The 21,766-nt window shown below is 63.7% G+C and carries 19 protein-coding genes; 14 read left to right on the forward strand and 5 right to left on the reverse strand.

Going from position 1 to position 21,766, the window contains the following annotated elements:
- Window positions 1–45 precede the first annotated feature (45 nt).
- Entirely contained in the window at window positions 46–1,452 is a 1,407-nt protein-coding gene (locus GY769_19635; protein ID MCP4204133.1) for a glycerol-3-phosphate acyltransferase, read from the forward strand.
- Here GY769_19635 and GY769_19640 read toward each other — a convergent pair.
- From GY769_19640 to GY769_19660, 5 genes are all read right to left on the reverse strand, one after another.
- Complete coding sequence (locus tag GY769_19640; protein MCP4204134.1) at window positions 1,415–2,029, reverse strand: hypothetical protein; 615 nt, start codon at window positions 2,027–2,029, stop codon at window positions 1,415–1,417. The genes GY769_19635 and GY769_19640 overlap by 38 nt on opposite strands.
- Window positions 2,030–2,047: 18 nt before the next feature.
- Window positions 2,048–2,761: a hypothetical protein gene (locus GY769_19645; protein MCP4204135.1), complete on the reverse strand. Its 714-nt coding sequence runs from the start codon at window positions 2,759–2,761 to the stop codon at window positions 2,048–2,050.
- 94 nt (window positions 2,762–2,855) lie between these two features.
- On the reverse strand, window positions 2,856–3,776 hold the full coding sequence (locus tag GY769_19650) for a pseudouridine-5'-phosphate glycosidase (protein ID MCP4204136.1): 921 nt from the start codon (window positions 3,774–3,776) through the stop codon (window positions 2,856–2,858).
- Window positions 3,777–3,787: 11 nt separating this feature from the next.
- Window positions 3,788–4,699: a carbohydrate kinase family protein gene (locus GY769_19655; protein ID MCP4204137.1), complete on the reverse strand. Its 912-nt coding sequence runs from the start codon at window positions 4,697–4,699 to the stop codon at window positions 3,788–3,790.
- Window positions 4,696–5,517, reverse strand: coding sequence for a BtpA/SgcQ family protein (locus GY769_19660; GenBank protein ID MCP4204138.1), 822 nt, complete (start codon window positions 5,515–5,517; stop codon window positions 4,696–4,698). The genes GY769_19655 and GY769_19660 overlap by 4 nt, the downstream gene beginning before the upstream one ends.
- A 160-nt stretch (window positions 5,518–5,677) precedes the next feature.
- On the opposite strand from GY769_19660, the gene GY769_19665 reads away from it, so the two are divergent.
- The 13 genes from GY769_19665 to GY769_19725 all read left to right on the forward strand — a co-directional run bounded on the left by GY769_19665 (window position 5,678) and on the right by GY769_19725 (window position 21,400).
- Complete coding sequence (locus tag GY769_19665) at window positions 5,678–7,180, forward strand: tetratricopeptide repeat protein (protein MCP4204139.1); 1,503 nt, start codon at window positions 5,678–5,680, stop codon at window positions 7,178–7,180.
- A gap of 186 nt (window positions 7,181–7,366) precedes the next feature.
- Window positions 7,367–9,463: a S9 family peptidase gene (locus GY769_19670; GenBank protein ID MCP4204140.1), complete on the forward strand. Its 2,097-nt coding sequence runs from the start codon at window positions 7,367–7,369 to the stop codon at window positions 9,461–9,463.
- Between the two features lie 70 nt (window positions 9,464–9,533).
- Window positions 9,534–10,001, forward strand: coding sequence for a CBS domain-containing protein (locus GY769_19675; protein ID MCP4204141.1), 468 nt, complete (start codon window positions 9,534–9,536; stop codon window positions 9,999–10,001).
- A complete protein-coding gene (locus GY769_19680; protein ID MCP4204142.1) occupies window positions 10,001–10,528 on the forward strand; it encodes a CBS domain-containing protein in 528 nt (175 codons plus the stop codon). The genes GY769_19675 and GY769_19680 overlap by 1 nt, the downstream gene beginning before the upstream one ends.
- 87 nt (window positions 10,529–10,615) lie before the next feature.
- Window positions 10,616–10,894, forward strand: coding sequence for a 4a-hydroxytetrahydrobiopterin dehydratase (locus GY769_19685; GenBank protein ID MCP4204143.1), 279 nt, complete (start codon window positions 10,616–10,618; stop codon window positions 10,892–10,894).
- A 169-nt stretch (window positions 10,895–11,063) separates the two neighbouring features.
- Window positions 11,064–13,484: a protein kinase gene (locus tag GY769_19690; protein ID MCP4204144.1), complete on the forward strand. Its 2,421-nt coding sequence runs from the start codon at window positions 11,064–11,066 to the stop codon at window positions 13,482–13,484.
- Between the two features lie 104 nt (window positions 13,485–13,588).
- The gene (locus GY769_19695) at window positions 13,589–14,275 is read left to right on the forward strand and encodes a TetR/AcrR family transcriptional regulator (GenBank protein MCP4204145.1); all 687 of its coding nucleotides are present in this window, start codon (window positions 13,589–13,591) and stop codon (window positions 14,273–14,275) included.
- On the forward strand, window positions 14,272–16,542 hold the full coding sequence (locus tag GY769_19700) for a TonB-dependent receptor (protein MCP4204146.1): 2,271 nt from the start codon (window positions 14,272–14,274) through the stop codon (window positions 16,540–16,542). Before GY769_19695 ends, GY769_19700 begins: the two co-directional genes overlap by 4 nt.
- 64 nt (window positions 16,543–16,606) lie before the next feature.
- Complete coding sequence (locus tag GY769_19705) at window positions 16,607–17,359, forward strand: SDR family oxidoreductase (GenBank protein ID MCP4204147.1); 753 nt, start codon at window positions 16,607–16,609, stop codon at window positions 17,357–17,359.
- 12 nt (window positions 17,360–17,371) lie between these two features.
- The gene (locus GY769_19710; protein ID MCP4204148.1) at window positions 17,372–18,388 is read left to right on the forward strand and encodes a ketoacyl-ACP synthase III; all 1,017 of its coding nucleotides are present in this window, start codon (window positions 17,372–17,374) and stop codon (window positions 18,386–18,388) included.
- Window positions 18,385–19,383, forward strand: a complete 999-nt coding sequence (locus tag GY769_19715; protein MCP4204149.1) for an alpha/beta hydrolase — start codon at window positions 18,385–18,387, stop codon at window positions 19,381–19,383. The genes GY769_19710 and GY769_19715 overlap by 4 nt, the downstream gene beginning before the upstream one ends.
- Window positions 19,380–20,180: an alpha/beta fold hydrolase gene (locus tag GY769_19720; protein MCP4204150.1), complete on the forward strand. Its 801-nt coding sequence runs from the start codon at window positions 19,380–19,382 to the stop codon at window positions 20,178–20,180. The genes GY769_19715 and GY769_19720 overlap by 4 nt, the downstream gene beginning before the upstream one ends.
- An 8-nt stretch (window positions 20,181–20,188) precedes the next feature.
- Window positions 20,189–21,400 carry a thiolase family protein gene (locus GY769_19725; GenBank protein ID MCP4204151.1) on the forward strand — a complete coding sequence of 404 codons (1,212 nt, stop codon included), beginning with the start codon at window positions 20,189–20,191 and terminating at the stop codon, window positions 21,398–21,400.
- Window positions 21,401–21,766 lie beyond the last annotated feature (366 nt).

A 21,766-nucleotide genomic window follows, 5' to 3' on the forward strand; every position in this document is an offset into this window, starting at 1 on the left:
GCGGCGCCGCGAAGTCAGCGGAGCAGACCAGGTTAAGATCCGTGCGTGTTCGCCCCCGTCACCTTGCCCTGGTGGCTGGCTGCGCTGCTGGTGCTGGCCGCCGCCTGGTTGATCCTGGAACACCTTCTGGTGCCCGGCGTTCGCTGGTTTCTCCGGCAGCGCATCAATCGAGTTCTCGACGAGGCCAACACCAGACTTCAGATTCATGTCCAGCCGTTCAAACTCACCAAACGCAAGGTTCTGATCGATCGGCTGATGTACGACTCACGGGTTCTCGAGGCCGCTGAAGCCTTCGGCGAGGCCAACGACATGCCGAGAGAGCTGGTAATGCGCAAGGTGGAGGGCTACGCGAAGGAGATCGTGCCCTCGTTCAACGCTTACGTCTATTTCCGCTTGGGCTACTGGCTGTCGCGCCGTCTGGCGAAGGCGCTGTTCAGGGTCCGCCTCGGCTACTCCGACGTGGACGCGCTCCAACGGGTTTCGCCGGACTCGACCATCGTTTTCGTCATGAACCATCGCAGCAACATGGACTACGTGTTGGTGTCGTATTTGGTGGCCGAGCGGACGGCCCTTTCCTATGCGGTGGGCGAGTGGGCGCGGATCTTCCCACTCGAGTCGCTGATTCGCTCGATGGGCGCCTACTTCGTGCGTCGCAAATCACGAAACGATCTCTATCGGAGAGTGCTGTCCCGGTACGTCGGGATGGCTACCGAGGAGGGAGTGACCCAAGCCGTTTACCCCGAAGGCGGGTTGTCTCGCGACGGTCGTCTGGGTAGCCCCAAGCTCGGCCTCTTCGACTACATGCTGCGCTCATTCGACCCGAATGGGAATCGGGACGTGGTTTTCGTGCCGGTGGGGCTCAATTATGACCGGGTGCTCGAGGATCGCACGCTGCTCTTGGATCTGGACGACGATGCGCCCCGCAAGAGGGGCCTGGCAGCCCTGATTACGGCGATCGGATTCTGGGCGAAGAACTTCAGACTCTGGGTTGCGGGCCGCTGGTACCGTTTCGGCTACGCCTGCGTCAACTTCGGCGCACCCGTCTCGATGCGTTCCTACCTCGCGGAGAGAGATCTCGACCTGAGGATGCTCGACCGGAGCAGTCGCTTCGCGCGGGTCGCTGATCTCGCCAACGAGCTCATGCGCGACGTCGGCGCGGTGGTTCCGGTGGTGCCGGTCTCGCTGGTCGCGACGATTCTGCGGAGGGCGCCGGATCGGGAATGGACCAAGCTCGAGATCAAGGCCGAAGTCGGCGAGTTGATGGCTGACCTGGAGCGTCGCGGAGCGCATGTCTACGTCCCCCGCAGCGACGACGACTACGCCATCGAAGTGGGCCTGAGGACCCTGACCCTACGGCGGGTCGTAGTCGAGGACGGCGGTCTCTTCACGACCCGGCCCGGGGAACGCAGTCTCCTCACCTACTACGCGAACTCGATCGGCCATCTGGTGTAGAGGCTTCGGCGAGCATCTCTCGGACCTTGCCCTCGAGCTTGGTAACGCCGGCCGAGAGGCCGATCTCGAGTGCCTCTTCCGGGCTCTTGCCCTCGACGTGGAAGGCGCGGAGGGCGAATACGGCGCCGACCCGGTTGCTGCTGCCACAGTGGACCAGGACCGGCCGCTCGGCTGCCGCGAGCACGCGATCGAGCTCGCGGGCTACTTCCTCGCTCAAGCCGGCAGCGCCGTTGACCGGGATCGAAACGTGCTCCAAGCCGAGCTCTTCCAGCCATGCCGGCTCGTCCCTTGTTCCGCGCTCCGATGGAACTCGAAGGTTGACCACGGTGCGCACGCCGGCATCCCGCAGGGCTTCGAAGGCCTCTTTCGACGGCTGGCCTGCGGTGATGATTCCCGGCCAAGGTTCTCGGCCGTAGGGAACGAGCTCCGCGAGGCTGCTCCCCCCAATTGCGGTTGCTTCGGGGGTGGGCGACGGCGTCTCATGGACTACTTGCGCCGCAGGCTCTTCCGAGCACGAGATTGCAAGACTCAGGACGCAGACCAGGAGGATCGCGTGGGGCGTCGAAGTGCGCTTCATGAGCGCGATTGTATCGGGCTAGCGCGCGTAAAGACGATGCTGCTCGACGAAAGCCCCGATCGCCTCGTCCGCTCCCTCGGGAAAGGCGACAAACCTGACGCCCATTCCCGAGTGCGTGCTCTCGTGCTCGCCGGCGTGGCGAACGACCTGACCGCGGCCGTGGATCGGCGTGAAGCGCTCCGGCAGCGTGAAATTGAAGACGAACTCGGTTCCGATCGGCAAGGGCTGCTCGCTTTCGAGGAGCATCCCCGAGCGCGAGATGTCGTGTGTGCGGCAGTGGCGGCGGTCACTCGATTCTCCGGTCTCGACCTCCAACTCGACATCCAGGCGAGCGGTGGTGCGCAGCGCGATGCCGAGCGCAGAGCTCACCAGCCGATCCAGGCTGATCGTGGGGTCGTTGATGTCGATGACCTGCACGCGAGGGCTGCCGTAGCCAAGCGCGGCCTCGTATTGCCTGCCTTCGGCCAGCATGAGCAGCGGCGTGTCCGCGTTCAGAGAGAAGCGTTGGGTCAGTCCGGTTGCCAGTGCCGAAACGCTCAGGTCGGGCAGTGGAATGCGAGTGAGAATGAGGCTGAAGCTCTCCTGAGCCGCCGCCTCCAAGCACTGCTGGCCGGTATCGACCCGGCTGGAGCTCAATCCGGTACGGTCGAGAATGCGGCCGAAGAAGTACCGGGACTCTTTCTCAGCCGCGACGATCAGGAGTTTTCTCTCCTCGGCTGTGGACTGATACACCACGGAAGCAGCCTCGCGCGGGCCCCGTGGGCAAGACAATGGCACATTTCACACTGAAGCCCTCGGGCTCTGTGCCACAGATATTGATGAGTGGCTATTTGTCTACACGCCGGATCAACTCGCCCGCCAGCCGAGCCGCCAACCGCACGTTGTTCTCGAGCAGGGCCCGGTTCACCGAGACGCTGGTTCCGGCGGTGATCTGATCCAGCTTGCCGAGGAGAAACGGCGTCACGTCCCGGCCCTGGACGCCTTCGCTTTCCAGAGCCTCGAGCGCCTGCGCCAGGGCACCGTCGTAGACGCCCCGCGACATCTCCGCGTCCTTCGGAATCGGATTCGCGACCAGCACTCCCGTCGGTTGTCGATCGAGGCGGAAATGAGTCGCCACAACGTCGGCAAGGTGCTGCAGAGAATCGCAACGAAGGTCGACCGCAAGGCCACTCTTGCGGCGGTAAAAGGCCGGAAACTCGTCGGTCCGGTAGCCGAGGACGGGTACGCCGCCGGTCTCCAGGGCTTCGACCGTTTTGGGTAGATCCAGGAGTGCCTTGGCGCCGGCACAAACGACGGCGACCGGATAGCGGACCATGGCGGTCAGATCGGCCGAGACATCTCCGCTGTCGATGACGCCGCGGTGAACGCCGCCGATTCCGCCGGTCGCGAAAACGGGGATTCCGGCGCGATGGGCCAGCGCCATCGTCGCTGCCACGGTGGTCGAACCCGCGCCTCCGGACGCCAGAACGGCGGCTAGGTTGCCCAGGTTTACCTTGGAAGCTCCCGATGAGACCAGCCGACCGAGGTCAGTCGCTTCGACGCCGATGCGGGCTTGGCCGCCCAGAATCGCGATCGTTGCCGGGATCGCCCCCTCCTCCCGGAGGATTCGCTCGAGCTCGACCGCGACTTCGAAGCCCTGGGGGTGGGGTAGGCCGTGCGTGACCAGGGTGGTCTCCAAGGCAACCACCGGCCGCCCGCCGGCCAGAGCCTCCTCGACTTCGGGCGCGATGGCAAGAACCGCTCTCATGCCACCAGGTCTCATCCGAACCACTCTCGGGCGCGGGCGGCGCAGTCCTTCGGGGTCGCCTGCAGAAGTCCCTCGGGCCCCCGCCCTTCCAAGGCGAAACTTGCCGACACCACAGCCTGTTCGAGGGCCCCGTCGAGCGGCCGGTTCCGGAGCAGACCCGCGAGCAGGCCCCCGGCGAAGGCGTCGCCGGCGCCCGTGGCTTCGATCACCGTCGACGCGCGGGGCTGCCACTTCTCGACGCCGCGGCCGGCACGGTCGTAAACCGTACCGCCTCGTGCGCCGCGCTTCAGGAAGATCTGCTCGAGACGACTCGCCTCGGTGTTTCGTTCCACAAGCCTGGCGAGGCAGCGCTCGGGACGCTCGAGCGCCGAGTCGAGCAGGAGCTCGTCCTCGCTCAGCAGCACCAGGTCGGCTCGAGCGAAGAGAGACCGTAGCGAGGGCAGCGAACTCTCTTGCACCAATTCGAAGGGGTCGAGCGACAGCAGCGCGTCGGGCCGGCTCGCGAGCCGATCCAGCCAGCCGGATTGGATCGGTCGAGGCATCGGCGCCAGATGGTAGGCCTTTGGATCCCATCCGCTCGGCAGGTCCGCGAACGTTGGCGACATCACCTCATGTGACGGGGTGTCGAGGTGGTGAACGACCTGCCGCCGCCGCCCCTCGTAGAGAAGCCAGGTCCTCATGCCCGGCCCCGGGACTCTTCGCAGTCCGGACAGATCGATGCCTTTCTCAACCAGGGCCCCCAGCACCTCTTCAGGATAGTCGCCTCCGACGACGCTCGCGAGGCCCACCGGGATGTCCCAAAGTGAAGCGCCGAGCGCTGTGTACAGGGCTGCGCCTCCGGGCTGTGCGAGGTTTGTCGTTCCGCTCTCGTAGACGACATCGTCGACGATGAGGTTACCCGCGACAACGAAAAGTGGATTCACGCTCGCGTTACAGTGTCGCGGAAGGCCCGGGCCAGGGCCTCCAAGCGAGTTGCGTCCAGGGGGTTCGACCAGGCCCCGTCTACTTTGACCGAGGAGCCGACAATGAGAGCGTCGGCGCCGCCGAATCGGGCGATGTTCTCCGCTGTGATTCCGGATCCCACCAGCGTCGGGACGCCGATGGCGGCGCTGACCGCATCGACCTCGGCCGGATCGGTAGGGCGACCGGTCGCGGTACCTGTGACCACGACTCCATCGGCTCGAAAGAACTCGGCGGCGTGGGCGGTCTCGACCAGGTCGATGTCCGCCGTTAGGGCGTGCGACGAGTGCTTCTTCTTGATGTCCGCGAAGACCCGGATGCCATCGGCGCCGATCGCCTTGCGATAGCGAAGCAGATCACCGGCATCCGCCTCCATGAGTCCCTCGTCGGCAACGTGCGCGAAAACGAAGCCCTCGACCCGCACAAAGGCCGCGCCGGCCGTGTGGGCTATCGCCAGCGCCTCGCGATTGGCACCTGCCAGAACCTGAACGCCGAACGGCAAGTCGACGGAGTCGCCGACTGCCTGAGCCGCCGCGGTCATGGACGCGACGATCTCGGGGCCGACGGAGCGCTTCGAGTACGGGCGGTCGTGCATATTCTCCAGGATAAGGCCCTCGAACCCGGCGCTCTCGAACCGGCGTGCCTCGTCGACCGCGGTGGACACGATCTTCCGAACCGGGATCGAATGAGATGGGGATCCGGGCAGCGCCTGCAGATGAATCACGCCGATGAGCGCACGCTCGACGCCGAAGATCGATTCGACTGTAGCCTTGCGATCCATCCTCAGGAGGGTAGCAAAAACAGCAACCATCGAGAGCTCTGCGCGTATGAGAACTTTGAGCCCCTATCGCCGGAGGAACCGGAAGCGCTCGAGCATGGCCAGCACGGAAACAGGATATGCTCCGAAGTGCCTCGCGCTCGCCTTTGGCGCCCGTACCGTCATGAAGCACCGGAAGCCCACCACGGTTCAGCGTACTGCAGCGGTCCTGGCCCTGTCGGTCGCCATGGGTATTGCGGGCTGCTCTGAGACCGCCAACGACAAGGGCTTTGAGCAGGCCGAGAAGATACCGGTGACCACCTCCTCGAAGAAGGCTCGGAAGTTTTTTCTCGAGGGGCGCGAGTTGGCGGACAAGATTCGATTCACCGACGCCCGCGATTATTTCTTGCGAGCGATCGACGAGGATCCGCAGTTTGCGATGGCCTACCTCTATCTGGCCAACAATGCGGCGTCGGCCAAAGAGTTCTTCTCTTCGTTGAAAAAGGCCGTCTTTCTCGCCGAGGAGGTATCGGAGGGCGAGAGGCTCTGGATTCTCGGTCAAGAGGCGGGGAACAGAGGCAAGCCCGAGCTTCAGCTGCAGCGCTTTTCCGCGCTGGTCGAGCTCTACCCCGAGGACGAGCGCGCTCACAACCTCCTCGGCGGTGTCTTTTTCGGCCGCCAGGAGTTCAAAGAGGCAATCGAGCACTACGAGCGCGCGACCGCGATCAATCCGGAGTTCTCTCAGCCCTACAACCAGCTGGGCTACGCGTTGCGCTCGCTCGGTAAGTACGAGAAGTCCGAGCACGCATTCAAGAAGTACATCCAGTTGATTCCGGACGAGCCCAATCCCTACGACTCCTATGCCGAGCTTTTGATGAAAGTGGGGCGCCACGAGGAGTCGATCGAGAACTACCGCAAGGCCCTGGAGAAGAACCCGCAGTTTCTGCCCTCTTTTGTCGGGATCGGGAACAACCAGATGTTCGTGGGCGACTACGAAGCTGCTCGCGCCACCTTTGCCGAGCTTCACGAACTGGCTCGCCACGGTGGCGAGAGGCGACTGTCGCACTTCTGGACGGCGGTCTCGTACGTTTTCGAGAACGACTTGGCCGGCGCGCTCGAAGCCACCCAAGCGATGTCGGCGATCGCCGAGGCCGACGACGACAAAGCGGCGTTGGCCGGCGATACCGTCTTTGTGGCCAATATTCATCTTTACAAGGGCTCGCCCGACGACGCCCTTCGGGACTTTCGGCGCGCGATAGAGCTCGCAGAGCAGGCCGAAGTGAATGAAGACATCAAAAAGACGGCTCGCCGCAATCTTGCCTACCAAGAGGCCAGGGTCGCGATTCGAAAAGGGGATCTCGAGAAAGCAGCTACAAAAGCGGAAGAGTATCGCCTGGCGGCTCGCTCGAAGGGCATCGCCAACGAGATGCGGCGGGTGCACGAGCTCGATGGAATCCTGGCCCTGCTGCGGGGAGACGCCGAGAGAGCCCTCGCGGAGCTCGAGCAGGCCAATGAGCAGAATCCGGTCGTCATCTACTGGCAGGCGAAAGCCGCCTTTGAGGTGGGCGACCTAGAGCGCGCTCGGTCTCTCGCCTCGAGCGCCGCTCGTTTCAACCAGCTGACGCCCAACTACGCGTTCATCCGAGACCGGGCGGAAGAGTTACTGGAAGCCCTTTCGCGCGGCTAGCGGCCTCACTCCGATCGTGCCCCGCTAAAGGTCTCGCGTCTATCCAAGGAGTCGAGTATGCGCCGTCAGCTAGTTATTCTGGGGATCTCTGTCGCCGTGGCCGGGTGCGTGGCGACCGCGGGACCGGATTTGAACGACCGCGAGACCCCGGCCTCGGAGCAAGTCGAGCCACAGGAGAGAACGAAGATGGACACCACTTCGGAAGCCGAAGCCCTTGATGTCGACCAGGACGCGGACCGGCTGGTCGCGCCAGCGGCCGGGCGCGTGGCGAAGAAGCTCGAGATCCATGGCGACGTCCGTGTGGACGAGTTCTACTGGCTACGGGAGCGCGAGAATCCGGAGGTCATCAGCTACTTGAAAGCGGAGAATAGCTACACGGCGGCGCTGATGGCCGACACCGAAACGCTGCAGGAGAAGCTTTTCGAGGAGATGAAGGGCAGGCTCAAAGAGGATGACGCGTCGGTTCCATACGAGTTAGACGGCCACTTCTACTACTACCGGTATTCCGAAGGCGGCGAGTACAAGCTGTACTGCCGCAAGAGGGGATCCCTGGAGACGGAGGAGGAGGTCATACTGGACGTGAACGAGCTGGCCTCGGGGCACGAGCACGTTCGCGTTAACCAGGTGCAGCCCAACCCGGGCCAGGATGTTCTTTCCTATGCCATAGACACCGTGGGTCGACGCTTCTACAAGCTCGCCTTCCGCGACCTGACGACGGGTCAAGACCTGCCCGACGTCATCGAGAACGTAACCGGCAATCATGCCTGGGCGAATGACGGCAAGACGGTGTTCTATACCAAGCAGCACCCCGAGACGCTGCGGTGGTATCGGATCTACAAGCACGTTCTCGGCACCGACCCGTCCGCCGACGAGCTGGTCTATGAAGAGACCGACGAGGAATTCAGCGCCCACGTCTGGAAGACCAACTCCCGGCGCTTCATCATGCTGGGTTCGGAGCAGACGCTTTCGAGCGAGTACCGTTACCTCGATGCCAACGATCCGGACGGAGAGTTCAGGGTCTTTCTTCCCCGAGAAGAGAACCACGAGTACTCGATCGACGATCTTGGCGACGGCTTCCTGATCAGAACCAATTGGAATGCGCTCAACTTCCGCCTGATGCAGGCGCCCGTGGGCTCGACCTCGAAGGATGACTGGGTCGAGGTGATTCCCCATCGCGACGACGTCTTCGTCGGCGATGTCGAGATATTCAAGGATTTCATGGTGGTCTCGGAGCGCAAGGACGGTCTGATTCAGATGCGAATCGTTCCCGGCGACGGTTCCGGAGAACACTACCTGGAGTTCGGAGAGCCCGCCTACGATGCTTACTTCTCGGACAACAAGACTTTCGATACGCAGATCCTGCGGTACGCCTACACCTCGCTGACCACGCCCGACTCGATCTTTGACTACGACGTAAAGACCAGGTCCAAGACGCTTCGCAAAGAGGACGCCATTCTGGGTGGCTTCGATAAGAGCAACTACGTCACCGAACGCCTGTGGGGCACCGCCCGCGATGGCGTCAAGGTGCCGATCTCGATCGTCTACCGCAGGGGTTTCACGAAGGACGGCAGCCGGCCGTTGTTGTTGTACGGCTACGGCTCCTATGGGAACTCCGTCGACGCCGCCTTTCGTCCACGCCGCCTGTCGCTTCTCGACCGCGGCTTTGCCTTCGCCATCGCCCACGTTCGCGGCGGCCAAGAGCTCGGCCGGCAATGGTACGAGAGTGGCAAGCTCTTCGCCAAGATGAACACCTTCACCGACTTCGTGGACTGCGGCAAGTTCCTGGTCTCGGAGGGCTATACGAGCCCGGACAGGATGTTCGCGTTGGGCGGCAGCGCCGGCGGTCTGTTGATGGGCACCGTCGCCAACGTGGCGCCCGATCTCTTCCATGGCATTGTCAGCCACGTGCCCTTCGTGGATGTCGTAACCACGATGCTGGACTCCGACATTCCGCTGACTACGAGTGAATACGACGAGTGGGGCAACCCGAACGAAGAGACCTACTACGACTACATGCTGTCGTATTCACCCTACGATCAACTCGAGGCCAAGGCCTATCCACACATGTTGGTGACGACGGGTCTGCACGACTCCCAGGTCCAATACTGGGAGCCCGCCAAGTACGTGGCCAAGTTGCGCCGGCTCAAGACCGACGAGAACCTCTTGTTGCTCAAGACCAACATGGAGGCTGGACACAGCGGTGCTTCCGGTCGCTTCAAGCGCTACCGGGAGACGGCCCTCGACTATGCCTTCATGTTGCGGCTGGCCGGGATCGACGATTAGGGCGGCGTCCGAGACGCGGAGCACACGGTCGAGCGCCATTGGGGCACGACCTGAGTGGTAAGATGAGGCGATGGGATCGGTTGAAAAGCTGCTTGCCCGGGTGAGAATCCGGGACCTGCCCCGCCGCCGCGTGTGCACCGTGAGCCCATCCACACCTCTCCACGAGGTCTACCGACTCCTGGACGAGGAGCACAGCGTGGCCGTTCTGGTCTGTGATGACAGTGGGCTGGTCGGAATTTTCACCGAGCGGGACATTCTCAACCGGACCGCCCTGGAAGGCGACTCCGACATGCCGATCGGCGATCTGATGAGTCCGATCAAGGCGAGTTTGACGCCCGACGACCGGCTCGCCGACGCGATCGAGGTCATGCACGAAGGCGGCTACAGGCACATTCCACTGCCCGATGACCAAGGACTCAAGCCCGGTCTCATAGGTGGCCGGGATATTTTGAAGCTCATCGCCGACTACTACCCGGAGACCCTGCTCAACTTGCCGCCCCGGCTGCACCAGCAGATGACCCGGCCGGAGGGTGGCTAGTGCTCTGCCCCAATTGCGCGGCGGACAACATTCCGGGTGTCGACATCTGCGAAGAGTGCGGAACCGACTTGGCGGGGCTCGACCTTCCGGAGGCACGGTCGGGCTTTCGCGGCAAGCTGCTGAACGCCAGAGTGGGGGACCTTCCGACCATGCCGGCGGTCATCGTTTCGCCCGATGAGACGGTACGCGATGCAATCGAGCGGATGCGCGAAGCTCAGGCGGGCTGCGTCCTGGTTCAGGAGGACGGAGAGCTGGTGGGGTTGTTCAACGAACGTCACGTGCTCACCAGGGTTCTGCGCAAAGACCTCGACGCGACAACGACCCCCATCTCCCGGGTCATGAGCCCCAAGCCCTTGAAGCTATCGCCCGAGGATCCCCCGGCTTTTGCAATCCACTGCATGGTGGCCTATGGCTTCCGGCACTTGCCCCTGGTCTCCGGCCGCGAAGTTCTCGGCTACGTTTCAGTGCGTACCATCCTGGCGTTTCTGCACAAGGACGTTATTGCCAGGGCCGCGGTCGCGAGCTGAGGGGGCGCTCACCGGGGCTGGTCATCTCGCCTCGGCGGCGGAAGCTCTGTTACTCTGCGCGCCAAACTCGCGACAACGGAGGATGCGATGGCGCTCTTGAAAAACGACGAAATAGAAGACGGTCTATCAGTGCATCCCGAGTGGAAATGGATCGGAGACTCGATCACTCGGACCTACGGGTTCCCGAGCTTCCGCGCATCACTGGCCTTCGTCGATTTCGTCGGTGAACTCGCTGAAGCCCGCGACCATCACCCTGATATCGATATCCGCTACAGCAAGGTAACCTTGATTCTCAGCACCCATGCAGCCGGTGGCCTGACCGCGAAGGACTTCGATCTCGTCGGCTTGATAGACGGCCGGGGCTGAACCGGAACTCATCGAGCCAGCCCGCTCGGGACGCTCGACAGAGTGGTGCCGCAGAGGCCGCTGCCCGACCAGAGCAGCCCTGCGTTTCAATCTGTGGGCAGCAATCAGCAGCACCTCTCAGGCTCGATTCACCGCCAAGGGGTAACATGCCCGGTGAAAGCAGACATCGATGATTGGCCAGGCGATCTTCTGCTACAAGATCCTAGAGAAGCTCGACGACGGTGGTATGGGCGTGGTGTACATCGCCCAGGACACGCGGCTCGAGCGTCGGGTGGCGCTGAAGTTGTTGCCTGACGATCTGGCGGGCGATCGGCAGGCCTCGGAGCGGTTTCAGAGAGAGGTCCGTGCGGCGTCGGCTCTCAACCACCCCCATATTTGCACGGTCCATGATGCCGGCGAGCACGAAGGGCGCCCCTTCCTCGTGATGGAACTGATGGAGGGCACGACACTGGAGCACTTGCTTCGAGGGGGACCGCTCGAGATTCGGCGAGTGATCGAGATCGGCATTCAGGTGGCAGACGCGCTGCAAGCGGCCCACGCGGCAGGTATCGTCCACCGAGACATCAAACCCGCCAATATCTTCGTCACCGCGCATGGTGAAGCCAAGGTTCTGGACTTCGGAGTGGCCAAGTTCACCAAGGGGCGAATAGGCCGGCACTCACCGGCGACAGGGGCCCAGAAGACCGAGCTCGTATTGACGATGCCCGGTGCAGCGATCGGCACGATCGCCTATATGTCGCCGGAACAGATCAAAGGCGACGAGCTGGACGCGCGCGCGGACCTCTTCTCGCTCGGGGAGGTTCTCTACGAAGCGGCGACGGGAAGGCGGCCTTTCGAAGGCAGCTCGGCTGGGGTCGTCTTCAGCCAGATCTTGACCGAGGAGCCCGTTTCTCCTCTTCGTCTCAATCCTCGTCTGCCGGACGAGTTCGAGCGGATCGTGAACCGGGCGTTGGAGAAGGACAGGGGACTTCGGTACCAGAGTTCCTCGGATCTCTACTCCGATCTCAAGCGACTCGAGCGCGATCTAAGCTCCGGCCAGCTCTCAGAGCCCGAGGAGGCAGCGCCGGCGCCGGCTGTCAACCGCACCCGGTGGGGTCTGTGGATCGGCGGCGCCGCGGCGGCCTTGGTCTGTGCCCTCACCGCCGGCATATGGCTGGGCCGGATCGGAGAGAGGCCGGTGACCGAGGCCAGGGTCTCTCCGGCGCTCAGCTCGGCGTCGGTCGCGGTCCTGCCCTTCGTGGACATGAGCGAGGGCAAGGACCAGGAGTACTTCTCCGACGGTTTGGCTGAGGAGCTCCTGAACGTCCTCGCGCAGATCCCGGGCCTGCGAGTGGCGGCGAGGACCTCCTCGTTCCGCTTTCGGGGACTGACCGGCGACGTACCGGCGATAGGCCGGCAGCTGAACGTTTCGACTCTACTGGAGGGGAGTGTCAGGAGGGTGGGGAGTCAGGTTCGAATCACCGCTCAACTGATCAATGTCACCGACGGCTTCCAGTTGTGGTCGAATACCTACAACCGGGAGATGAACGACATTTTCGAGGTCCAGGACGAAATCGTCCGCTCGGTCGCCGCGGCGCTCGAGGTTACCCTTTTGGGGCCAGTGGCCGGTGGCCTCAAGCCCCGGGAAGAAAACGTTGACGCCTACGGTCTCTATCTTCAGGGGAAGTACTTCCTGGAGAAGCAAAGCGAGGCGAACCTCGAGCAGGCCGTGGCGTACTTCGACCAGGCCCTGGCGCTCGAACCCGGTTACGCTCGGGCCTGGGCCGAGCTGGCGCGAGTCCGCTACCACCAGGCGAATAGGGGTTTCTTGCCGGCGGACGAAGGATGGGCGAAGGCGAGGGTGGCGGCGGAAAGGTCTCTGGCACTGGACAAGACCTTGCCCGAGGGATGGACTGCCTTGGGTTGGATCAGGGCTTTTCGAGACTGGGACTGGGCCGGAGGGGATGAGGCCATGCAACAGGCGCTAACGCTCGCGCCTGGAAGCGCGGCTGTGGCTTATCGCGCGGGAGTTCTTGCCGCGACCTTGGGCCGCTTCGATGAAGCCATCGCTCTCTTCCAGAGGGCGGTGAGGCTCGACCCGCTCAGTGTGTCCGCCCGGGCCAATCACGGGCTTCTTCTCTACTATGCGGGTCGCCTGGAAGACGCCGAGGCGGCGTTGAAGAAGGCACTCGAGCTCAATCCGGAATTCCCGAATGGTCATCTGTTGCTGGGTATGGTCTTTCAGGCGCAATCGCGGCAGCTGGAGGCGCTCGAGGAGATGGAACGGGAGACCGACCCCAGCCTACGCCGCTACGGTCGGGCACTGGTACTTCACGCCCTGGATCGGAAGGAGGAGGCTGAGGCCGCTCTCGCGGAGTTGATCGACAACGACGCCTCCCGGTCAGCCAGTAAGGTCGCTGAGGTATTTGCGGTTCGGGGAGAGTTCGATCGCACCTTCGAGTGGCTGGAGCGAGCCTACGCTCAGCGCGACAGCGGTCTGAGTGTCTTAGCCCTCAACCCCAACTTCGCTACCCTTCACGCGGACCCTCGCTATCAGAGCTTTTTGGAAAAGGTGGGTTTGGGGATGGTAACGGCTCAATCCGATCGGTAGACACCTTTCCGCCCGTCGCCTGGGGGGCCAGAGTTAGCTGGTTGACAGAGATCTTCCGCCGCGATAGGTTCCCAACCGAACGTTCGGTTGGGAGTTGGACCCCAATGACAACGGCTGTTAAGGATCCGAGATCGGAAGTCTCTGTGGAACAGGCCCTCGAGGCTGCTCTGCATCTGTTCTCGAGTCAGGGCTTCCGGGCGACCTCCATGCGCCAGATTGCCGCGGAGTCTGGGCTTTCGGTCGGCAACCTCTACCACCACTTCGCCAACAAGGAGGAGATCTTTCAACGCCTCATCGACCAGTACTGGGAGTTGGTAACTGATCCCGAGCATCCTCTTACCAGGGTCCTTGCGGCTGGCGGTTTTCCAGAGGACCTGGAGGAGATGGCTGCGGCGATCGAAGAGGTCGTCGAGGATTTCAGGCCCTACATCCTGCTGATCTATGTGGACGTGATCGAGTTCGAGGGGCGGCACATTCACTCTTTCTACGAGGGCATGGCCGGCCGCTTCGAGGCGGTCTACGCGGACCGCTTCCGCGAGCGGCAGGCGGCGGGCGACTTCGGCGACGTCGATCCCATGGTCGCGGTCATGGTGGCGACCCGCTGGTTCTTCTATTTCTTCACCGTCGAGAAGTGCTTCGGAGTTCCGATGCACTTCGGCATGAGTCCCGAGAAGGCAACCACGGAATTCATCCGTTTGCTGCGCTACGGCCTGCTGCCCAGACCGGGCGGCGAACACGTCAATGATGCTGCCGCTCCGCTCCCCGGTTCGGCAGGAGAGGAGGCACAATGAGTTGGAGCAACCCACCCATTCTTCGGATCTGCTGCGTGATTCTCGCGTTCATCTTTTTAGCGGCGACGCTGCCCGCACTCGCGCAGGATGAAGCGGCCGTTGACGACCAGGAGGCGGAGTCCCCGGAGGCGGAAGCCGAGATGATGCAGGAGAGTGAGGTCATCACCGTCACCGCCCGGAAGCGCGAGGAGAATATCCAGGAGGTGCCGGTGGCTGTCACCGTGGTCACGGGCGAGCTCCTCGAGGATCAGGGTGCCGGCGACATCTCCGAGATCCAGGCGCAGGTGCCGAATCTCTCAATTTATCCCGGCCGCAACCAGTCGACCACCTTGACCGCGTTCATGCGCGGCGTCGGCCAGGCCGATCCGCTTTGGGGCGTAGATCCCGGCGTCGGCCTCTACCTTGACGACGTCTATATCGCCCGCCCGCAAGGCGCTCTTCTCGACGTCTTTGACGTCGAGCGGGTCGAGGTCCTGCGCGGTCCGCAAGGAACCCTCTACGGTAAGAACACGATCGGAGGCGCGATCAAGTACGTGAGCAAGCAGCTGACGGACACGCCCGAGGGGAGCATTTCTTTCACCGGCGGCGACTTCGGCAACCAGGACGTCAAGTTCTCCGTCAGCGGTCCGCTCATCGAGGGCAAGCTGCGCGGCAAGCTGGCGTTCGCTTCGTTGCAGCACGACGGGTACGGCACCAACCTGTTCACCGGGCGTGACCTCTCGGACAAGGACACCACCGCCGTCCGCGTCGCTCTCGACTGGCTGCCCAGCGAGGACGTCCGGGTGAACCTGGCCTTCGACCGGACCGAGGACGACGCCGAGCCCAAGGGCTACGCTCGGCTCGGGCCCAATTTCTGGTGCCCCGCCTTCGGTATCACCTGTGACCCGCTGCCCGGCCTCTTCGATACCGAGGGCGGCATCGATCCCGCCAACGGCACTGACTCCGAGGGCTACTCGATGGTGATCCAGTGGGACATCAACGAGGACTGGCAGTTCAAGTCGATCACCGCCCACCGTGAATCGGACACCAGGAACAATATCGACTTCGACACCACGCCGGCGGTCATCGCCGACACGACCACCTTCTATTTCGACGACCAGGACTCGCAGGAGTTCCAGTTCATCTACACCGGTTCCGGGAAGCTCAACGGTGTGCTCGGCTTCTACTACTTCGACGGTTTCGCCGGCGGCCTGGTGCCCTTCAGCTTCGTCGGCGGGGCCGTCACCGGTACCACCGACGGCGACACGGACACCGAGTCATTGGCGGTGTTCGGTGATGGCAGCTACGCCATCAACGACAAGCTGACCTTGAACTTCGGCCTGCGCCTCACCGAGGAGGACAAGAACGGGCGTGCGTTCAATACCCTCAACACAGTTCCCGGCGGCGTGGCTGCCGACTACGACGACACTACGACCTTCTCGTCGGTGTCGCCGAAGCTGGGCCTCGACTACCAGGTCAGCGATGACGTCATGTGGTACGTCTCCGCGTCGCGCGGTTTCAAGAGTGGCGGTTACAATGTACGCGCTCAGGAGACGTTCTTTCCCGAGTCGGCGCTGCCCTTCGATGACGAGGTGCTGACCGTAGCCGAGGTCGGTGTTAAGTCGCTTGTCGCGGACCGCAGCCTGATCCTCAACGCCGCCCTCTTCACGGGCGACTACACCGACGTCCAGGTCTCGACCTTCACCTCCTTGGACGCCGACGGCGACGGTGTGGACGACTCCTTCTTCGGCAATTTCCTCAATGGCGGAGACGCGACGCTCAACGGCCTCGAGGTGGAGTGGGACTGGAAGTCGCCAACCACGACCTGGCTGGGTGTGTCTGGAAACCTGAGCTACCTCGACTCGAGCGAGGACTTGCTGGATGCCGACAACGACGGCTTCGCCGATACCCAGGTGATCACCAACGCGCCCGAGCTCACCGGCGCGCTCAATCTCAACTTCAATACGCCGGCCTGGGGCGGTCTGATCTCCGGCAGCATCGGCTACGCCTATCGCGACGACTCGGAGCTGACCAACGAGGGCGGCCCCGATCCGTTCGATGATACCCAGCCGCTGCTGCCCATCGTCCAGCCCTCCTTCGATCTGTGGAACGCCTGGATCGGCTGGCTGTCGGGCGACGGCAAGTATCGGTTCACCATCAACGGCAAGAATCTGACCGACGAGGAGTATCTGACCAACGGCTACAACCTCCCCACCCTGGGTGTGTTGACGGGATCATTCGGCGATCCGATGCGGGTGACCGCGACCTTCGGTTATCGGTTTTTCTAGTCAAACACGACTCTCGCCCCGGTGGTGACTCCACCGGGGCGAGAGCTACACAAAAGGAGGCGGCATGATCGAGACCGGATTGGCGGGCAAGGTCGTTATCGTCACGGGCGGCGCGGCGGGTATCGGCCGGCAGACTGTCCGAGCATTCGCCGACGAGGGCTGTCGCGTTGCGGTTTGGGACATTGGCGTGGGCGAGGCACCGGCCGCGGGGATGTTCCAGACCGTCGACGTCTCGGATTCCGCCGCGGTGAATGCCGCCGCCGAACAGGTGGCCGAACGCTGGAAGGAAATCGACGTTCTGGTCAACAACGCCGGCATCGTGCGGGACGCCCAGCTGGTGAAGTGGAAGGACGGCGAGGTGGTCGCGGTGATGACCGACGAGCAGTTCGACGCCGTCATCGCGGTCAATCTGAAGGGCGTTTTCAACTGCGGCCGGGCGGTGGTGCCTCACATGATCCGCGGTGGTGGCGGAGTGATTCTCAACGCCTCCTCGGTGGTCGGTCACTACGGAAATTTCGGGCAGAGCAACTACGCGCCCACCAAGGCCGGCGTGATCAACATGAGCCGCACTTGGTCGAGGGAGCTCGGGCGGTATGGGATTCGCGTCAACGCCGTGGCGCCGGGCTTCATCGGAACGGAGATACTCAAGGCCATGCCGCAGAAGATCCTCGACGGCATGGTCGCGAGAACACCGATCGGGCGAATGGGTGAGCCCGAGGACATCGCCAACGCCTATGTCTGGCTGGCGTCCGACGCCGCGTCTTTCGTGGCCGGTTCGGTGCTGTCGGTGGACGGCGGTCTCGTGGTCGGTACCTGACCAGAGCCGGACATGAGCCGATTTGGACAGATCGTCGCCACCGGCAGCTATCTGCCCGAGATAGAGGTTTCGAACGACGAGTTGAGGAAGCGCTTCTCGGGCGAGTTTCCGGACTTCGTCGACGAAATGGAGCAGTCGACGGGGATCAAGAAGCGCTGGTACGCACCCGAGGACTGGGCGACTTCGGACCTGGCGCTGCGAGCGGCCCGGAGCGCGCTGAAACGTGCCGGCAGGAGTCCGGAGGAGATCGATCTGATCATCGTCGGTACGGACTCGCCCGACTACATCACGCCGGCGACCTCGGTCGTGGTACAGCACAAGCTGGGCGCGGTGAACGCGGGCACGTTCGACATCGGCTGTGCCTGTGCCTCGTTTCCGACCGGACTGGCCACGGCCGCCGGCTGGTTAGCGACCAATCCCAGTCTGCGAACGGTCTTGGTGGTCGGGGTCTACATGATGCGCAAGCTGGCGGCGCCGGATGATCCGACCATCTTCTTCTACGGCGACGGTGCCGGCGCCGCCGTGCTCGAGGCCGGATCGGAGGCCGGCTTTGTGGTTGCGGCGACGCAGGCCGACGGCTCCTATCACGGGCACTGGGGTATCTATTCCGGTGGGACGTTCGAGCCAGCCTCGGCTGCAAGCGTCGAGGCCGGGCGCACCCAGGTGCGGTTGGTCGAGCGCTACCCGCCGGAGATCAACCACGAAGGCTGGCCCCGCCTGGTCCGCAGGCTGGCCTCGGAAGGGGGGTTTACTCTGAACGAGCTCGATCTCGTGTTGTTCACCCAGGTGCGAAAGCCCTCGATCGAGTTGGTCATGGATGATCTGGGCCTTCCGGACGAGAAGACCCACACGATCATGGAGGAGTGTGGCTACACCGGTTCCGCCTGTCTTGCCATGGCGTTCGACGACGCGGTCGGCAAGGGTAGGGTGAAGCCGGGAGATTTGGTCGTCTTTGTGGGTTCAGGTGTCGGCTACAACCAAGCGGGCTGTGCCTTCCGAGTGCAGCAGGCGCTGGATGGGAGCTCATGAGAAACAAGATGGGACAAGTTGGTTCGGTTCTCAAGTGGGTTCTGGCCGCTCTTGCTCTGGCGGCAATCGTGGTGATTGCCCTGTTCTGGTACGTGAGGGCCAACCCGTTGGCGGTTTACGAAAGCACAACTCGCAGGTCGCTGGCCAAGTCGGGACTCGAGGTCAAGAGCTTCGAGAGTACGGCCGGGAGCCTGGCCTACTGGGAAGCCGGCGAGGGGCCGGCGCTGGTGCTGTTGCACGGTGTCGGGGATCAGGCCGGCGCGTTCCAGGGCATCGTCGATAGCCTGCTCGCCGACTACCGGGTGCTGATCCCCGACCTTCCCGGTCATGGTGACAGCGAGCCGGAGGAGGGACCCCTGCCGATGGGCATCGTCTACGGAGGGCTCGAAGAACTGCTGGCCGTTACCTTGGACGACCAACCGGCCATCCTGGTTGGCAGCTCGATGGGCGCCTGGCTCGCGACGATCCATGCTCATCGCCATCCGGAAGCGGTGGCGCGCGCCGTCCTGATCAACGGCGGAGCTCTGGCCGGCGACCGGCCGGACCTGAGTCTGACGCCGGTCGATCGGGAGGCGGCGCGAACTCTGATGACGGCGCTTCGCGACCCCTCCAGTCCGCCAACGCCGGACTTCGTGCTCGACGACATCGTAGAACAGGCCTCCAAGGGACCGATCGGGAGAATGACCGCGGAGCTCGACGACCTGGTGGCTCATCTCTTGGACGGCCGCCTGCACGAGGTGACGGTTCCGGTCGACCTGCTGTGGGGTGAGTCGGATCAGTTGATGACGCTCGCGTACGCCGAGCGCATGGCGGGGCAGCTGCCGCGCTCGCGGCTCACTACCATTCCCGGCTGCGGCCACCATCCGGCGAACGAGTGTCCCGCCAAGCTGGCCGCGAGGTTGGGTGAGGTGCTTCGAACGGAGCCGCCTCCTCCTACTCTGACGGGCCCCATCGAGGAGCTGATGGAGGAGGCCGGCGCGGAGGGGGTGCCATGACGACGATCGAGATCCTGGCGCACAAGGTCGAGGGCGACGGAGAGCCCGTACTTCTCCTGAACGGCGGGCTGATGACCTATGCCGCCTGGGAGCCCGTTTCGGCGCTGCTGGCAAAGAGCCATCGACTGGTGCTCAACGACCTGCGCGGACAGCTGCTGAGTCCGGGCAGGGCGCCGGCGGCTCTGGCCGAGAACGTCGGCGATCTCACGGACCTGCTCGACCACCTCGGGATCGAGTCGGCGCATGTGCTCGGCACCTCCTACGGTGGTGAGATCGGTCTTTTCTTTGCGGCCCTGAGACCCGAGCGGGTGCGGTCTCTCATCGCGGTAACGGCCTCGGATTACGCCACCGAACCAATCTGGCAAGGCGTCGAGGATCTGCGCCTGTTGGTCGAGGAGGCCCTTGCGGGCGGCGACAAAGGACGCTTGCACGACCGAGTGGTCGAAGAAGTCTACTCCGACGCCTTCCGAGAGAAGTACGCCGATGAGTTGGCGGCGCGTCGTCAGCAGGTCGCGGCTCTTCCCGATATCTGGTTCGAGGGACTCGAGGGCATCATGGCCGCGACCGAAGACCTCGATGTGCGCCCGTACCTGAGCGCCATTCGCTGCCCGACGCTGGTCGTCATCGCCGCGGGCGATCGCGTCATTCCGCCGGAGCGATCACGCGCCCTGGCGGCCGCGATTCGCGGCGCGGAAATCCGTACGCACGAGACCAGCGGCCATGCCCTGGTCGCTGAAGATCCGTCCTGGCTGACCGAGGTCTGCCTCGAGTTCCTGCAAAAGCACGAAATCCGATAGGAGAAACGATGTTTCACAAACCACTCTTCATAGCCAGTTATCACCAGTCGAGATTCGGCAAGCTCAAGACCATGACCGTCCCCGAGATCGTCTCCAACGCCGTCCTCGGTGCTTGTGCGGAGATCGACGCCGGGGCTTCGGCCGTGGACGTCGCGTCGATCGGGTCGGCCTGCGGCTTCACGCTCAATGATCAGGGACTCTTGAGTGGCCTGATGGCCATGGTACCGGGCCTCGAGGGCAAGCCGATGGAATCGGTCGAAAACGCGTGTGCCTCGGGAGGGCAGGCGGTCCTGTCGGTGGCGCACAAGCTCCTGCTGGGGCTGGGGGACGTCGGCATCGCGGTCGGCTTCGAAAAGATGCGCAACGACGAGGGCAAGATGGATGGCAAGCTGGTCGGCAAGGCCCTGGGTGTGTTCTCGCATCCGGACGAGCGGGAAGGCAAGGCCTACATCTTCCCGCATCTGTTTGCGGAGGTGATGCAGCTCTATATGGAGACCCATGGAGTGAGCGAGGAAGACCTCGCCCGGATTGCGGTGGCCGAGTACGCTCACGCCACTCACAACCCTGACGCGCAGATGAGCAGGGTCGATCTGACCCTCGAGCAGGCGACGACGATCGAGGGCATCAACCGCTACATCGTCGAAGGCTTGCCGCTCAAGACCTACGACTGCTCACAGATCACCGACGGGTATGCCGGACTGATCCTGGCGACCGAAGAGGGGCTGGCCAGGCTCGGGGTGGCGAAGCAGGATTGTGTCGAGCTCGCGGGCTTCGCCCAGGCCACCGACCCGGTCAAGAAGGAGGGTCGGGACGTACTGCGTCCGGCCGGCGCGCTCAAGGCGATGAGTACCGCTTACGAGATGGCGGCGGTCACACCCGCCGACGTCACGGTCGCCGAGGTTCACGACTGCTTTACCGTCATGGGCGCGATCGGGGTCGAGGTCATTGGCAAGGCTGGCTACGGCGAGGGCGCCCGCTTCTGGAAAGAGTGTCGGGCGTCGGTACAGGGGGATTGCGCCGTCAACACGTCCGGCGGTCTGATCGCCAAAGGACACCCTATTGGCGCGACGGGTGTCGCGATGATCGGGTGGGCGGCCAAGCAGCTAATGGGCAAGGCTCCTGCCGAGCTCCAGCGCCGGGACGCCGAGGTGGCGGCGACCTTCAACATCGGTGGACCGATCTGCGCGTCCGTGTGCACGGTCTTGAAGCAGGCAGCCTGATGCGGGCTCGTGGTCCTGCCCCCGAGAGCGCCTTGGCGCCGTTCGGCAGGCTAATCCTCCAGGGGACGGCTCGGGCTCGGAGGCCTGCAGGGGGCGGGCCCTCGCCTGCGCTCCGCAGCGCGCAAACCGCAAGGGGCCTCCGGTCGTCATCTCGAGCGCTTGCGGAGAGCCCCCTGAGCGGGTTGCCTGCCGATCCGGCGAGCATCGGCGCTCGCCCACGAATCACTCTGACCTCGAGCCGGCACTGTGCCTGAAGGGCCGTCCGCGTGCCTCTTGCGAGCGAGGTCCGCCGAGCGAGAAGACGGCACCGGCGGCCCTCAATCGGTCTGCTCAGCCACAGAGCTCGGCGCCACGGTTGCTTCAGAG

This window comes from bacterium, assembly GCA_024224155.1.
Classification (GTDB): Bacteria; Acidobacteriota; Thermoanaerobaculia; order Multivoradales; family JAHEKO01; genus CALZIK01.

Coding starts and splice junctions, on each gene's coding strand:
- GY769_19725 (MCP4204151.1), top strand. CDS start 20,189: ATGTTTCACAAACCACTCTTCATAGCCAGTTATCACCAGTCGAGATTC.
- GY769_19715 (MCP4204149.1), top strand. CDS start 18,385: ATGAGAAACAAGATGGGACAAGTTGGTTCGGTTCTCAAGTGGGTTCTG.
- GY769_19640 (MCP4204134.1), bottom strand. CDS start 2,029: ATGAAGCGCACTTCGACGCCCCACGCGATCCTCCTGGTCTGCGTCCTG.
- GY769_19700 (MCP4204146.1), top strand. CDS start 14,272: ATGAGTTGGAGCAACCCACCCATTCTTCGGATCTGCTGCGTGATTCTC.
- GY769_19695 (MCP4204145.1), top strand. CDS start 13,589: ATGACAACGGCTGTTAAGGATCCGAGATCGGAAGTCTCTGTGGAACAG.
- GY769_19685 (MCP4204143.1), top strand. CDS start 10,616: ATGGCGCTCTTGAAAAACGACGAAATAGAAGACGGTCTATCAGTGCAT.
- GY769_19665 (MCP4204139.1), top strand. CDS start 5,678: ATGAAGCACCGGAAGCCCACCACGGTTCAGCGTACTGCAGCGGTCCTG.
- GY769_19660 (MCP4204138.1), bottom strand. CDS start 5,517: ATGGATCGCAAGGCTACAGTCGAATCGATCTTCGGCGTCGAGCGTGCG.
- GY769_19670 (MCP4204140.1), top strand. CDS start 7,367: ATGGACACCACTTCGGAAGCCGAAGCCCTTGATGTCGACCAGGACGCG.
- GY769_19675 (MCP4204141.1), top strand. CDS start 9,534: ATGGGATCGGTTGAAAAGCTGCTTGCCCGGGTGAGAATCCGGGACCTG.
- GY769_19720 (MCP4204150.1), top strand. CDS start 19,380: ATGACGACGATCGAGATCCTGGCGCACAAGGTCGAGGGCGACGGAGAG.
- GY769_19710 (MCP4204148.1), top strand. CDS start 17,372: ATGAGCCGATTTGGACAGATCGTCGCCACCGGCAGCTATCTGCCCGAG.
- GY769_19705 (MCP4204147.1), top strand. CDS start 16,607: ATGATCGAGACCGGATTGGCGGGCAAGGTCGTTATCGTCACGGGCGGC.
- GY769_19650 (MCP4204136.1), bottom strand. CDS start 3,776: ATGAGAGCGGTTCTTGCCATCGCGCCCGAAGTCGAGGAGGCTCTGGCC.
- GY769_19690 (MCP4204144.1), top strand. CDS start 11,064: ATGATTGGCCAGGCGATCTTCTGCTACAAGATCCTAGAGAAGCTCGAC.